This is a genomic window from Pseudomonas sp. Sample_9 (assembly GCF_004307535.1).
Classification (GTDB): domain Bacteria; phylum Pseudomonadota; class Gammaproteobacteria; order Pseudomonadales; family Pseudomonadaceae; genus Aquipseudomonas; species Aquipseudomonas mercuritolerans.
The window spans coordinates 2,793-16,213 of sequence record NZ_RAZO01000465.1 but is presented as its reverse complement, the minus strand read 5'-3'; the positions used below and the strand labels follow the sequence as shown (position 1 = coordinate 16,213).

At 59.9% G+C, this 13,421-nt stretch carries 12 protein-coding genes; 1 reads left to right on the top strand and 11 read right to left on the bottom strand.

Going from position 1 to position 13,421, the window contains the following annotated elements; translation table 11 throughout:
- The 11 genes from D6877_RS26605 to D6877_RS26555 all read right to left on the bottom strand — a co-directional run.
- A partial coding sequence (locus tag D6877_RS26605) for a GlpM family protein (RefSeq protein WP_178083758.1) occupies nucleotides 1-173 on the bottom strand: 173 nt, incomplete at its 3' end.
- Between the two features lie 8 nt (nucleotides 174-181).
- On the bottom strand, nucleotides 182-1,507 hold the full coding sequence (locus D6877_RS26600) for a sigma-54 dependent transcriptional regulator (protein ID WP_024014166.1): 1,326 nt from the start codon (nucleotides 1,505-1,507) through the stop codon (nucleotides 182-184).
- Complete coding sequence (locus D6877_RS26595; protein WP_056790048.1) at nucleotides 1,504-3,405, bottom strand: ATP-binding protein; 1,902 nt, start codon at nucleotides 3,403-3,405, stop codon at nucleotides 1,504-1,506. Before D6877_RS26595 ends, D6877_RS26600 begins: the two co-directional genes overlap by 4 nt.
- A 217-nt stretch (nucleotides 3,406-3,622) precedes the next feature.
- Entirely contained in the window at nucleotides 3,623-4,357 is a 735-nt protein-coding gene (locus D6877_RS26590; protein ID WP_016773390.1) for an amino acid ABC transporter ATP-binding protein, read from the bottom strand.
- Nucleotides 4,354-5,025 carry an ABC transporter permease subunit gene (locus tag D6877_RS26585; RefSeq protein WP_016773391.1) on the bottom strand — a complete coding sequence of 224 codons (672 nt, stop codon included), beginning with the start codon at nucleotides 5,023-5,025 and terminating at the stop codon, nucleotides 4,354-4,356. The genes D6877_RS26590 and D6877_RS26585 overlap by 4 nt, the downstream gene beginning before the upstream one ends.
- On the bottom strand, nucleotides 5,025-5,771 hold the full coding sequence (locus tag D6877_RS26580; protein ID WP_056790046.1) for an amino acid ABC transporter permease: 747 nt from the start codon (nucleotides 5,769-5,771) through the stop codon (nucleotides 5,025-5,027). The genes D6877_RS26585 and D6877_RS26580 overlap by 1 nt, the downstream gene beginning before the upstream one ends.
- Nucleotides 5,772-5,971: 200 nt before the next feature.
- The gene (locus tag D6877_RS26575; RefSeq protein ID WP_095181779.1) at nucleotides 5,972-6,886 is read right to left on the bottom strand and encodes a glutamate/aspartate ABC transporter substrate-binding protein; all 915 of its coding nucleotides are present in this window, start codon (nucleotides 6,884-6,886) and stop codon (nucleotides 5,972-5,974) included.
- A 521-nt stretch (nucleotides 6,887-7,407) separates the two neighbouring features.
- Nucleotides 7,408-8,943, bottom strand: coding sequence for a glycerol-3-phosphate dehydrogenase (gene glpD, locus D6877_RS26570; protein ID WP_130912628.1), 1,536 nt, complete (start codon nucleotides 8,941-8,943; stop codon nucleotides 7,408-7,410).
- A 246-nt stretch (nucleotides 8,944-9,189) separates the two neighbouring features.
- Entirely contained in the window at nucleotides 9,190-9,945 is a 756-nt protein-coding gene (locus tag D6877_RS26565) for a DeoR/GlpR family transcriptional regulator (protein WP_007953179.1), read from the bottom strand.
- A 95-nt stretch (nucleotides 9,946-10,040) separates the two neighbouring features.
- Nucleotides 10,041-11,543: a glycerol kinase GlpK gene (gene glpK, locus D6877_RS26560; RefSeq protein WP_024014162.1), complete on the bottom strand. Its 1,503-nt coding sequence runs from the start codon at nucleotides 11,541-11,543 to the stop codon at nucleotides 10,041-10,043.
- A 77-nt stretch (nucleotides 11,544-11,620) separates the two neighbouring features.
- Nucleotides 11,621-12,472 carry an MIP/aquaporin family protein gene (locus D6877_RS26555; RefSeq protein ID WP_016773396.1) on the bottom strand — a complete coding sequence of 284 codons (852 nt, stop codon included), beginning with the start codon at nucleotides 12,470-12,472 and terminating at the stop codon, nucleotides 11,621-11,623.
- A gap of 350 nt (nucleotides 12,473-12,822) precedes the next feature.
- On the opposite strand from D6877_RS26555, the gene ybaK reads away from it, so the two are divergent.
- Nucleotides 12,823-13,293: a Cys-tRNA(Pro) deacylase gene (gene ybaK, locus D6877_RS26550; RefSeq protein ID WP_130912627.1), complete on the top strand. Its 471-nt coding sequence runs from the start codon at nucleotides 12,823-12,825 to the stop codon at nucleotides 13,291-13,293.
- Nucleotides 13,294-13,421 lie beyond the last annotated feature (128 nt).

The following is a 13,421-nucleotide window of genomic DNA, read 5'->3' as shown; positions in this document are numbered from 1 at the left end:
AACACGATCGTGGTCTTCAGATCGTCGACCGAACGGCCCTTGCCGACGATGTAGTGCGCGATCAGGGCAAAGGTCGGGAACAGCGGCACCAGGCCGGCGATGTAATAGTTTCTGGTCTTCGACAGTGCCGCGAGAATCAGCACCACTGCGGCGCCGATCGCGGCTTTGAGAATCAGATCCATCAGTGGCTCAGCCCGTACTTTTTGACTTTGTCGAACAGCGTGGTCTTGGCCATGCCCAGTTCCTGGCTGGCCTGGGTCAGGTTGCCGCCGCTGCGTTGCAAGGCGTCGACCAGCAGATTGCGCTCGAAGGCTTCCACCGCTTCGGCAAACGCCAGACCCTGGCCGGCGCTGGCGCCGGACTTCTTGAAGGCCGGCAGGCCGAGGGCGAAGCGTTCGGCGACGTTGCGCAGTTCGCGCACGTTGCCCGGCCAGTCGTGGCTCATCAGGTTCGACAGGGTCTGGTTGTCCAGCTCCGGCAGCGCGCGATCGAAGCGCAGCGCCGATTGCTGGGTGAAGTGTTCGAACAGTTGCAGGATGTCTTCGCGGCGTTCGCGCAGCGGTGGCAGTTCCAGGGTCACGACGTTGAGGCGGTAGTACAAGTCGCTGCGAAACTCGCCGGCCTTGCTCGACTCATCAAGGTCGGATTTGGTCGCCGCAATCACCCGGCAATCCACTGCCACGCTCTGGTTCGAGCCGAGACGTTCGAGGGTGCGTTCCTGCAATACGCGCAGCAACTTGATCTGCAACGGCAGCGGCATGCTTTCCACTTCGTCGAGAAACAGCGTGCCGCCGTCGGCGTGCTCGATCTTGCCGATGCGGCGTTTGCCGGCGCCGGTGAAGGCATTGGCTTCGTGGCCGAAGATCTCGCTTTCAAAGAGGTTTTCCGGCAGGCCGCCGCAGTTCAGCGCGACGAACTGTTTGCTGTGGCGCCGACTGAAATCGTGCAGGCAACGGGCGACCAGTTCCTTGCCGGTGCCGGTCTCGCCTTCGATCAAGACGTTGGCCGAAGTGTCGGCGACGTTGGCAATCAGTTCGCGCAGGTTCTGCATCGCTGGTGAGCGGCCAATAATCCGCCCCTCCAGCGAATCGCGTTCGGCCAGTTGCCGACGTAGCGACGACACTTCACGGGCGAGGCTGCGTTGCTCCAGCGCCCGTCGCGCGACGTCTACCAGACGCTCCGGCGAAAACGGTTTTTCCATGAAGTCGTAAGCGCCTTTCTGCATCGCGCCGACGGCCATGGAAATGTCGCCATGGCCGGTGATCAGCACCACCGGCAGGCTGCGATCACGCTGCTTGAGGCGGGTGAGCAATTCCAGGCCATCGATGCCCGGCAGGCGGATGTCGCTGATGACGATGCCGGCAAAGTTGTCGCCGACCTGCGCCAGCGCCTCTTCGGCACTGCCGACGCCGATGCAGGGGATGTCCTCGAGGGTCAACGCCTGTTGGCAGCCGAGCAGCACATGGGGGTCGTCTTCGACAATCAGCACACTGAGTTCGGGGTTCATATTGGCTCGGCAGAAAGAGGGCTTACCAACGGTAAACTGAGGACGAAAGTGGTGCCACCGCCGGCCGGGTGTTCAACACCCAGGTGCCCGCCGGTGGCGGCGGCGAGGCTGGCGGACAGGGTCAGGCCCAGGCCCAGGCCTTGCTCGCCGGGTTTGGTGGTGAAGAACGGTTCGAACAGATGCTTGCGCGCTTCGGCGTCGATGCCGTGGCCATTGTCGCGCACCCGCAAGCGATACTTGCCGTTGAATTCTTCACCCTCCAGCCACAGTTGCGGCTGCGGTTGCGCGTGCATGGCGTCGAGGGCGTTGCCGATCAGGTTGACGAGAATCTGTTCGAGACGGGTCTGATCGATCAGCAACTGCACATCGGCAAACTGCCGGTGAATCTGCAGCGCGGTGTTTTCCACACGCGCGCCGAGCACTTGCAACGCGGCGTCGACGGCTTTGCCGAGACTGGCCTGACCCTTGTTGTCGCCGCGCCGGGCAAACGAACGCAGGCTGGCGGTGATTCGGCCCATGCGGTCGATCAGATCGTTGATGGTCTTGAGGTTGGTGCTGGCGACGTCGAGCTGGCCGCGCTCGAGAAAGCGCACGGTGTTGCCCGACAGCGTGCGCATCGCCGCCAGCGGCTGGTTCAATTCATGGGCAATGCTGGTCGACATCTGGCCGATGGCCGCAAGTTTGCCGGCCTGCACCAGTTCATCCTGAGCGCGGCGCAAAGTCTCCTCGGCCTGGCGGCGCTCGCGGATCTGACTCTTCAGGCGTTCGTTGCTGGCGCGCAGATCGGCGGTGCGTTCGGTAATCCGACGTTCGAGTTGGCTATTGGCTTCCTGCAACGCTTCGCGGGCGGCGAGGCGGGTGGCGAGGACTTTGCGGCGCTCGTTCCAGGCAATCAGCAGGAAGGCGAACAGGGCAAACGCAACGGCCACCAGAATGCCTTGGTTGATCGCTTCGCGGCGCAGGTCCTGCAACGGCGTGAGCAGGGTGAAATTCCACGGCGTGTCGCTCAGCAGTCGGGTTTGCGCCAGATAGCTGATGTCGTCTTCGTCGGGCTGCAATTCGCTGTTGGCCGGGAAGGTCAGTTTCTCCACGCCTTCGGCCAGTGTCTCGCGGGCCAGCGGTTGCAGTTCGTTGAGTGGAAACCAGTAGTACTGCAGGCTGCGAGCGAGTTTTTCCTTGACCTCGTCGCTGAGCGGGATCACCGATTTCAGCCGTCGCGCCGGATCGCTGGAGAGAATGATTATGCCGTTCTCGTCGCTGACGAAGGCTTCCAGACGCGCCCGTTGCCAGCGTTCTTCCATGGCTTCCAGACGCACCTTGACCACCGCGACACCGATGATCTTGCCGTGCTCTTCGAGGCCATGGGCGAGGTAATAACCGGGTTCGCCATTGGTGCTGCCGATGCCATAGAAACGCCCGGGCTGGCCGCGCACGGCGTCCTTGAAATAGGCGCGGAAGGACAGGTCTTCACCCAGATAACTGTCGACATCGCGCCAGTTGCTGGTGGCCATGACCCGGCCGGTGGTGTCCATCACGTAGATGGCCCGGCTGCGGCTACGGCGGTTCAGGCCTTCGAGGTAATCGTTGACCGTCTGCCGGTGCTCCGGGGTCGGGTCGGCCAGCAACTGCGGCACACTCGTTTCGAGTTCCAGCAGGCTGGGCAGGTAGGTGTATTTGCTGATCTCGCTTTCGACCGCGCGGGCGTGCAGTTCCAGCTGACGCTGGCCGTTCTCGCCGAGGCTGCGGATGCCGAAGTGCTCACTGGTCCAGAAGCCGATGAAACCCAGTCCGACCATCAGGGCGATGATCAGTGGCGGCAGGAACAGATGACGGATCAGACGGGGCTTCACGGCAAGTGATGGCTCTGCAGCGCGATAAAGAGTGGGGTCGCATTTCATCACAGATGCCTTGGGTCAACCACAACACTTGTTGTGCATCACCATTGGTTTGAGGTGAACCCTGTGGCGAGGGGATTTATCCCCGTTGGGCTGCGAAGCGGCCCCGGCATTTCATGGTCAAACCGGATTTAACGGTTCGACGACTGCTTCGCAGCCGAACGGGGATAAATCCCCTCGCCACAGAAGCTCGCCACACCACAGGGTTCTGCGTGGTTTTTTAGTGCTGCAGGATTTTCTCGAGGAAGTGCTGCGCGCGTTCGGAGCGGGCGCTGATGTCGCCGAAGAATTCCTCTTTCGGGCAGTCTTCGATGATCTTGCCCTGGTCCATGAAGATCACCCGGTCGGCCACTTTACGGGCGAAGCCCATTTCGTGGGTCACGCACATCATGGTCATGCCTTCGTGGGCCAGCTGCACCATGACGTCGAGCACTTCGTTGACCATTTCCGGGTCGAGCGCCGAGGTCGGTTCGTCGAACAGCATGACGATCGGGTCCATCGCCAGCGCACGGGCAATCGCCACACGCTGTTGCTGACCGCCGGACAGTTGCCCCGGATGCTTGTGGGCGTGCGCCGACAACCCTACGCGCTCGAGCAGTTGCAGACCCTTTTTGGTCGCCTCTTCCTTGCTGCGGCCGAGCACCTTGATCTGCGCGATGGTCAGGTTTTCGGTGATGGTCAGGTGCGGGAACAGCTCGAAATGCTGGAACACCATGCCCACGCGCGAACGCAGTTTCGGCAGGTTGGTTTTCGGGTCGGCGATCGACGTGCCGTCAACCACCACGTCACCTTTCTGGAACGGCTCCAGGGCGTTGACGCACTTGATCAGCGTCGACTTGCCGGAACCCGACGGGCCGCAGACCACGATCACTTCGCCTTTCTTGACCTCGGTGCTGCAATCAGTCAGCACCTGGAAGTCCCCATACCACTTGTTGATGTTTTTGATAGAGATCATACGGCGAACCTTTTTTGCAGACGCTTGACCAACCGCGAGGCGGCGAAGCTGATGATGAAGTACACGAGACCGGCGAAAATCAGGAACTCATTGGAGCGGCCGATGATGTCGCCGCTGGCGCGCGAGGCGTTGAGGAAGTCCACCAGGCCCACGGTGTAGACCAGCGAGGTGTCCTGGAACAGGATGATGCTCTGCTGCAGCAGCAGCGGGGTCATCTTGCGGAACGCCTGCGGCAGGATGATCAGGCGCATCATCTGCCCGTAATTCATGCCCAGCGCTTGCGCGGCACCCATCTGGCCCTTGGAAATCGACTGCACACCGGCACGGACGATTTCGCAGAAGTACGCCGCTTCGAACATCATGAATGCCACGACGCACGAGGTGAACGCACCGATCGGCGTGTCTTCGCCGGTGATCCAGCGCAGCACGAACGGCACCGCCAGGTAGAACCAGGTGATCACCAGCAGCAGCGGAATCGAGCGGAAATAGTTGACGTAGGCGCCAGCAATGCTCGACAGCAGCTTGTTGTGCGACAGACGGCACAGCGCGAGGATCGTGCCGAGAATCATCCCGCCGATCACGCCCATGGCCATCAGCTTGAGGGTCATCACCATGCCGTTCCACAAACCGGGAATGGCCGGGACGATGCCACTGAAATCGAATTCCATTATTTACCCCCCACGGAGATCAGGCCGGGCACTGCGACTTTCTTCTCGACCAGGCGCATCAGCAGCATCAGGCTCATGTTGAGGGTGAAATAGATCAGGGTTGCCAGGGTGAAGGCTTCGAACAGGTTGGCCGAGAACTCGGCGGTCTGTTTGGTCTGCGCCAGCAACTCCATCAAACCGATCAGGGACGCCACGGAGGAGTTCTTGAACACGTTCAAAAATTCCGAGGTGAGCGGCGGAATGATGATCCGGTAGGCCTGGGGCAGCAGCACGTTCCAGTAGATCTGCGGCAGTTTGAAACCCATCGCGCGGGCGGCGGATTCCTGGCCACGAGGCAGCGCCTGGATACCGGTGCGCACTTGCTCGCAGACACGGGCGGCGGTGAACAGACCGAGGCAGACGACAACGCTCAGGTAGGCCGAGGTGGTCGGGTTGAGGTCCTGCTTGTACCACTCCTGCAGATCCGGCGGCAGCAGATCGGGCACCAGGAAGTACCAGATGAACAGCTGCACCAGCAGCGGCACGTTACGGAACAGCTCGACGTAGCAGGTCGCAATGCCCGATACGATGCGGTTCGGCACGGTGCGCATGATGCCCAGCAGCGAGCCGAGCAGCAGGGCGATGATCCACGCCACGACGGCGATGGCGATGGTCCAGCCCAGACCGGAGATGAACCAGTCGAGATAGGTCTCGCTGCCCACGCCGGTGGACTTGAAGAACACGCCCCAGTCCCAGTTGTAATTCATTAGGGTCTCCCCTCGATTCGATCGATGTACAAGTGCCCGCCTGGGGAACTCCGTTCCCTCCCCAGTCTTTTTTCAAAGACCGGGCACACGCGATCGGCTCGACAGCCACCGGTTCGAGTGTTTCCAGAAAAATGCCAGCAGGGAGTGACCATCCCCTGAAAAGGCAGGCGCCTCCTCAGGGGATAAGGTTAGTCAGAAAATCAGGACTTCTTGTCGTCAGCCGCTTTGTCGGTCGGATTGGCGATCAGGGTCTTGAGCTCGTCGCTCATCGGGAAGTTCAGGTTCAGGCCTTTTGGCGGAATCGGCTGCATGAACCACTTCTCGTAGATCTTGTTGATTTCGCCCGAAGCGTAGGTGGCCTTGATCGCGTCATCCACAGCCTTTTTGAACGGCTCGTCACCTTTGCGCATCATGCAGCCGTAGATTTCGTACGACTGTGGTGTGCCGGTCACTTCCCAATCGGCGGCTTTCTTGGCTTTGGCGGCTTCGCCAGCCAGCAGCGCGTCATCCATCATGAACGCAACGGCACGGCCCGATTCCAGCATCTGGAAGGACTCGCCGTGGTCTTTGGCGGAGATGACGTTCATGCCCATCTGCTTGTCGGCGTTCATCGCCTTGAGGATGCGCTCGGAGGTGGTGCCGGCGGTGGTTACGACGTTCTTGCCTTTCAGATCGTCGAAATCCTTGTACTTGGAGTCTTTCTTGGACAGCAGACGGGTACCGATTTCGAAGATGCCGACGGAGAAGTCGACCTGCTGCTGACGCTCGACGTTGTTGGTGGTCGAACCGCACTCGACGTCCACGGTGCCGTTCTGCACCAGCGGGATACGGGTCTGCGAGGTGACGAGGTTGTATTTGACTTGCAGGTTCGGCAGGTCGAGGTCTTTCTTGATCGCTTCGACGATCTTCAGCTGGATATCGTGCGAGTAGCCAACCGGCTTGCCGGACGCATCAGCGATGTAGGAGAACGGAATGGAGGCGTCACGGTGGCCCAGGGTGATGACACCGGACTCTTTGATCTTCTTCAGGGTGCCGGTGAGCTCGGCGGCGAAAACTGGCGTGCTGATCAGAGCGGCAGCAATGGCTGCGCCCAGGATATGGGGAACGATGCGCATCAAATTTTCCTCGACATTGTTTTTTTTATGGAGCCAGTTTGTCGGCCCTTTTTGTGCTTCGAATGCCTGACGGCTCCTGAAGTGTCGGCACAGCAGGCATTCGTCGAGAGAGTGTAGAGCATGAGTCGTGCCAGAGCAGTCACAGTCGGTTAACCAGTTGTTTTATAACGTTATTAAAGTTTTATGGCGGTAATTTTTTGAGGGTGAGATCCGGTTAACCGAATCGACTGTGGAGTCGCGTTCGGAAAACCGAACGATCAAAAGCCCCTCACCCTAACCCTCTCCCGGAGGGAGAGGGGACTGACTGCGGTGGATGGTCGAGTTACGGCGACGTGAGATACCGAGTCGACCTCGGACTTTGGAACCCACGGAGATCGGCTCCCTTTCCCCCTCTATCCCTTGGGGGAGAGGGCTGGGGTGAGGGGGAAAAGATCTTACTGCCCCAATCAGGTTCAACAAAGTCCACATAACAAAAAGCCCCTGAATCTCTCGATGCAGGGGCTTTCGTTTGAACGGTGAGATCAAGCCGCCTCGATCTTCCGATTCTGCTCAACCTTGCCCAGATACGTCGCGAGCTTCTGCTGCTCCTCCGCTGTGGTGAACAAGCCTAGCTTGGTACGGCGCCACAGGATGTCGTGCGCCGTGGTCGCCCATTCTTCGCTGCACAAATAATCGACTTCGCGGGTGTAGAGCCCGCCGCCGATGTGCTCACCCATGTCGGCCAGGCTTTCCACGCCTTCGAGCATGCGCCAGGTGCGGCTGCCGTAGGTGACGGCCCAGCGTCGGGCGATTTCAGTCGGGACGAAATCGAACTTGTCACGAATTCGCGCGCTCAGCGCCTCTGGCGTGGTCATGTCTTCGCCGCCGGGCAGGGTGGCGGTGGCAGTCCAGCTCGGGCGCATCTGGGTGAAGAACGGCATCAACTGCGCCATCGCCGATTCGGCGAGTTTGCGGTAAGTGGTGAGCTTGCCACCGAACACCGACAGCAACGGCGCTTCTTCGGTACTGCCCGACAGCGCCAGGGTGTAATCGCGGGTCACTGCCGACGGGTTGTCGGATTCGTCGTTGCACAGCGGGCGAACGCCCGAGTAGCTGTGCACAATATCTTCGCGGCTCAGCTGCTTCTTGAAGTGGGCGTTGACCACTTTCAGCACGTAATCGGTTTCGCCTTCGGTGATCGCCACTTTCGCCGGGTCGCCGGTGTACTCACGGTCGGTAGTGCCGATCAGGGTGAAGTGGTTCAGATACGGAATGGTGAAAACGATGCGCTGGTCTTCGTTTTGCAGAATGTGCGCGTGCTCGCCTTCATACAGTTTCGGCACGATGATGTGGCTGCCCTGGATCAGACGGATGCCATACGGCGATTCCATCTTCAGGTCGTCACGGATGAACTTGGCCACCCATGGGCCGGCGGCGTTCACCAGTGCTTTGGCGGTGATCGAAAACACGCTGCCGTCGGCGCGCTCCAGATGCAGATGCCACAAACCTTTGGTGCGGCGGGCACTGACACAGCGAGTCTGAGTGTACACGTGGGCGCCTTTTTCGCGGGCGGCCATGGCGTTCAAGACCACGAGGCGGGCGTCATCGACCCAGCAGTCGGAGTATTCGAAGCCTTTCTTGATTTCGCTTTTCAGCGCGCTGTCGGCGCCGAACTTCAGGCTTTTAGAACCCGGCAGTTTTTCGCGCTTGCCAAGGTTGTCGTAAAGGAACAGGCCGGCACGAATCATCCACGCTGGACGCAGGTGCGGGCGGTGCGGCAGGACGAAACGCATCGGTTTGACGATGTGCGGCGCTTTCGCCAGCAGCACTTCGCGCTCAGCCAGCGCTTCGCGCACCAGACGGAATTCGTAATGCTCCAGATAGCGCAGGCCACCGTGGATCAGCTTGCTGCTGGCCGACGAGGTGTGGCTGGCCAAGTCATCTTTTTCGCAAAGGAACACCGAAAGACCGCGACCGGCGGCATCCGCTGCGATCCCCACGCCATTGATCCCGCCGCCAATTACGGCAACGTCATAGATCTCGGAGAGAGGGGGCGTACGCAAGGTAGAGGTGGACATCGGCTGGCCTCGGTTCTTTTGGTTTTATGTCTTGGAAATCGAACATTAATGTTCATTTGCGAAAATGGTAGCCCATAAACACGCGCGCAGCCAGTCGCGTTCGATTGAAAAAACTCATCGAAGGGCCGAGAAAGGAAAATATCCGAACATTAAAAGCAAAAGATCGCAGCCTTCGGCAGCTCCTACAGGAGGAATGCATTCCAGATGTAGGAGCTGCCGAAGGCTGCGATCTTTTAATCTTGCGGGTTAAACGACTTCCAGACGAATTTTGTGCTGACTCAACAACTGCGCCAGCGCCGGTACCGGCTGCTGATCGGTGACCAGGCAATCGATCAGGCTGATCGGCCCCAGTCGAATCATCGCGTTACGCCCGAACTTGCTCGAGTCCGCCGCCAGAATCACCTGCCGCGCATTGGCAATGATCGCTTGGGAAACGCGAACTTCCTGATAGTCGAAGTCGAGCAGGCTGCCGTCCTCATCGATCCCGCTGATCCCGACCAAGGCGAAATCGACCTTGAACTGATTGATGAAGTCCACACTCGCCTGGCCGACCACACCGCCGTCGCGGCGCACGTTGCCGCCGGTCAGCAGCACATCGAAATCATCCTTGGCGCTGAGCATCGAGGCGACGTGCAGGTTGTTGGTGATGATCTTCAGGTGACTGTGATTGAGCAGGGCGCGGGCGATCGATTCGGTGGTGGTACCGATATTGATGAACAGCGAGGCGTGATCGGGAATCTGTGCGGCAATGGCTTCGCCGATGCGTTGCTTTTCGTCGCGCATCTGATCGGCGCGCATCGCATACGCGGTGTTTTCGACACTGGAATCGTACGCGGCGCCACCGTGGTAGCGACGCAGCAGATTGGCTTCCGCGAGCTGATTGATGTCGCGGCGGATGGTTTGCGGGGTGACAACGAACAGCGTGGCCATCTCCTCGATACTCACATAGCCGCGTTCGCGGACCAGCTCGAGGATTTGCTGCTGACGGGGAGGCAGATTCATGGGGCTTCCTTTGGGCTGCCAAGCAAAATTTGCCCATGATGCCGCAGGAATCTGCTCCCTACCAGTTAGATACCCTTCTGGAACTGCACGTTGGCTTATTCGGCGTCCTCACGCGCCCAGTCACGGGTGCGGCTGACGGCTTTTTTCCAGCCTTTGTAGAGTTTCTCTTTCTCGGTTTCGTCCAGGCTCGGTTCGAACTCGCGCTCGATCACTGCTTTGCCGCGCAGTTCTTCCAGGCTGCCCCAGAAACCGCAGGCCAGACCGGCCAGATAGGCAGCGCCGAGTGCGGTAGTTTCGCGCATTTGCGGGCGCTCCACCTGAGTGCCGAGGATGTCGGCCTGGAACTGCATGAGGAAGTTGTTCGCCACCGCGCCGCCGTCCACACGCAGGGCCTTGAGGCGTTCGCCGGAGTCCTGTTGCATGGCGTCGAGTACGTCGCGGGTCTGGTAGGCGATCGATTCCAGCGCGGCGCGGATGATGTGATCGACGCGTACGCCGCGCGTCAGGCCGAACAGCGCGCCACGGGCATACGGGTCCCAGTACGGTGCGCCGAGACCGGTAAACGCCGGCACCAGATACACACCGTTGCTGTCCTTGACCTTGTTGGCAAAGTATTCGGTGTCGTGGGCGTCGTTGACGATTTTCAGTTCATCGCGCAGCCATTGCACGGTCGAACCGCCGTTGAACACGGCGCCTTCCAGAGCATAAGCCACTTCGCCGCGCGGGCCGCAAGCGATGGTGGTGAGCATGCCGTGCTGGGATTTCACCGCTTTGTCGCCGGTGTTCATCAGCAGGAAGCAACCGGTGCCGTAGGTGTTTTTCGCTTGGCCCGGCTCTACGCACATCTGGCCGAACAGCGCCGCTTGCTGGTCGCCGGCGATACCGCCGATGGCGATGCCGCTCTTGGTGCGACCGTAGATTTCCGAGGAGGCTTTGACTTCCGGGAGCATCTCGCGGGGGATGTCGAGGATCTCCAGCATCTTCGAATCCCACTCCAGCGAGTGAATGTTGAAGAGCATGGTGCGCGAGGCGTTGGTGTAGTCGGTGACGTGCACCTTGCCGCCGGTGAATTTCCAGATCAGCCAGCTATCGACGGTGCCGAACAGCAGCTCGCCGTTGCGCGCACGCTCGCGGCTGCCTTCGACGTTGTCGAGGATCCACTTCAGTTTGGTGCCGGAGAAGTACGGGTCGGTGACCAGACCGGTGGTGTCACGGATGTAGTCTTCGTGACCATCGCGCTTGAGCTGCTGGCAGATCTCGGTGCTGCGGCGGCACTGCCAGACGATCGCGTTATACACCGGGCGGCCAGTGGTCTTGTCCCAGACCACGGTGGTTTCCCGCTGGTTGGTGATACCGATCGCGGCGACCTGGTCATGATGCAGGCCGGCCTGGGCCAGCGCTTCAACCATCACCGCGCTCTGGGTGGCGAAAATTTCCATCGGGTCATGCTCGACCCAACCGGCTTGCGGGTAATGCTGAACGAATTCGCGCTGCGCAGTGCATACCACGTTCGCGTCGCGGTCGAAGATGATCGCGCGGGAGCTGGTCGTACCCTGATCAAGGGCAATGATGTAGTTCTTGTTCTGAATGTCGGTCATGTCGATTGCCTTGGACGAAATAAGGGAGAGTGGGCCGTGGCGCAGGCTCGGTTTGGCAGGAGCCGGCGCCGACTGTTTCAAGAAGTTCTTGGTTTGCCGTCAATGGCCGGTTCTGCATCCTTTGTAGCAGGTGTGGCGCCGGTCAGGTGACGGGCAATCAGCCCGCGATACCCGGCAGCGCCGAGGCAGGCACCGACAATCGGTGCAAAAATCGGAATCAGGAAATACGGAATATCACGACCACCGGTGAAGGAAATTTCACCCCAACCGGTAAAGAAAGTCATCAGTTTCGGACCGAAGTCACGCGCAGGGTTCATCGCGAAACCGGTCAGCGGGCCCATCGCACTGCCGATCACGGCGATCAGCAGACCGATCAGCAGCGGCGCCATCGGGCCGCGTGGCAGGCCGTTGTTGTCATCGGTCAGGGCCATGATCACGCCCATGAGGATCGCGGTGATGATCATCTCGACCAGAAACGCCTGGGCCGTCGACAGCACCGGGTTCGGGTAGGTAGAGAACACCGAGGCTAATTCCAGGCTGGCAGCCGAGCCACGAACCATCTGGTGGGTTTGTTCGTAATCGAAGAACAGATTGCTGTACAGCGTGTACACCAGCAACGCGCCGCAGAAGGCACCAGCGATTTGCGAAAGGATATAGAACGGCAGTTTGCGCTTTTCGAAATCAGCGAAGATTGCCAGAGCGATGCTCACGGCCGGGTTCAGGTGCGCGCCGGAAACCCCGGCGGTGAGGTAGATCGCCATGCTCACGCCGACGCCCCAGATGATGCTGATTTCCCACAGGCCGAAGCTGGCGCCCGCGACTTTGAGCGCGGCGACACAACCGGTGCCGAAGAAGATCAGAAGGGCAGTGCCCAGGAATTCGGCCATGCATTGGCCGGAAAGCGATGGTTGCGGTAAAGCAGCTGTCATTGAAAACCTCGGTTCTTTTTCTTGTGTAGCGCCTTGCCAACGGAGCAGGGCGCGATCTTCACCGGGTCGGAATCCCCATTCGGTTCCCGGGTTACTGCTGGGTACTGCGCGGAGCATGATTCTTACATTATTCAGATTCGAAAAAATATAGACAAGAAACAAACCTGTCAAAGGTCGAAAGTGAACCGTCGGTCACAATAAAACTATTCGTCGTATGAATGATCAGCGCGGCGATCAGCTTGAATGCAGCGCGAAGCCACGGGATTCGCGGCTTGGAATAGAGCCTTTTGCCGAACGATGACCTAGAATCCGCCGCAGGTTTTTCAAAGATTGCCGAACCCGGAGCTGCCATGACCCCAGCGTTGGACTTGTTGAAAAAAGTTCGTGCCGAACATCGCGTGCACAGTTACGAACATGATCCGAAGGCCGCGTCCTACGGGCTGGAGGCGGCGGAGAAGCTCGGGCTCGCACCGGCGCAAGTGTTCAAAACCCTGCTGGCCGCCAGTGAAAAAGGCGAACTGCTGGTGGCCGTAGTGCCGGTCGTCGGAACGCTCGACCTCAAGGGACTGGCACACGCCGCCGGAGTGAAAAAAGCCGAAATGGCTGATCCCGCCGCCGCGCAACGCTCCACCGGCTACCTGTTGGGCGGCATCAGCCCGCTCGGGCAGAAGAAACGCCTGCGCACCTTCATCGACAATTCCGCTCAGGGGTTTGCGTCTATTTATGTGAGTGCCGGGCGGCGAGGACTGGAAGTGGAACTGGCGCCTGCGGTGCTGGCCCAGCACACCCAGGCGCAGTTCGCCGATATCGGCCGGGCGTAATAGTCGCGCCGGCTGTATGAAGAAAAAATTGCGTTTCTGTCACTGGCACTGATCCGGGCCGCCGTTGCATGCTCGGTCGACCAATTCAGGGAGAAAATCATGCAGCTTGCGTTTCATCAGGTCGACGC

Bases quoted from the DNA above. Each gene is read 5' to 3' on its own strand.
- D6877_RS26600 (WP_024014166.1), bottom strand. From the start codon at position 1,507: ATGAACCCCGAACTCAGTGTGCTGATTGTCGAAGACGACCCCCATGTG.
- D6877_RS26595 (WP_056790048.1), bottom strand. From the start codon at position 3,405: ATGAAATGCGACCCCACTCTTTATCGCGCTGCAGAGCCATCACTTGCC.
- D6877_RS26590 (WP_016773390.1), bottom strand. From the start codon at position 4,357: ATGATCTCTATCAAAAACATCAACAAGTGGTATGGGGACTTCCAGGTG.
- D6877_RS26585 (WP_016773391.1), bottom strand. From the start codon at position 5,025: ATGGAATTCGATTTCAGTGGCATCGTCCCGGCCATTCCCGGTTTGTGG.
- D6877_RS26580 (WP_056790046.1), bottom strand. From the start codon at position 5,771: ATGAATTACAACTGGGACTGGGGCGTGTTCTTCAAGTCCACCGGCGTG.
- D6877_RS26575 (WP_095181779.1), bottom strand. From the start codon at position 6,886: ATGCGCATCGTTCCCCATATCCTGGGCGCAGCCATTGCTGCCGCTCTG.
- glpD (WP_130912628.1), bottom strand. From the start codon at position 8,943: ATGTCCACCTCTACCTTGCGTACGCCCCCTCTCTCCGAGATCTATGAC.
- D6877_RS26565 (WP_007953179.1), bottom strand. From the start codon at position 9,945: ATGAATCTGCCTCCCCGTCAGCAGCAAATCCTCGAGCTGGTCCGCGAA.
- glpK (WP_024014162.1), bottom strand. From the start codon at position 11,543: ATGACCGACATTCAGAACAAGAACTACATCATTGCCCTTGATCAGGGT.
- D6877_RS26555 (WP_016773396.1), bottom strand. From the start codon at position 12,472: ATGACAGCTGCTTTACCGCAACCATCGCTTTCCGGCCAATGCATGGCC.
- ybaK (WP_130912627.1), top strand. From the start codon at position 12,823: ATGACCCCAGCGTTGGACTTGTTGAAAAAAGTTCGTGCCGAACATCGC.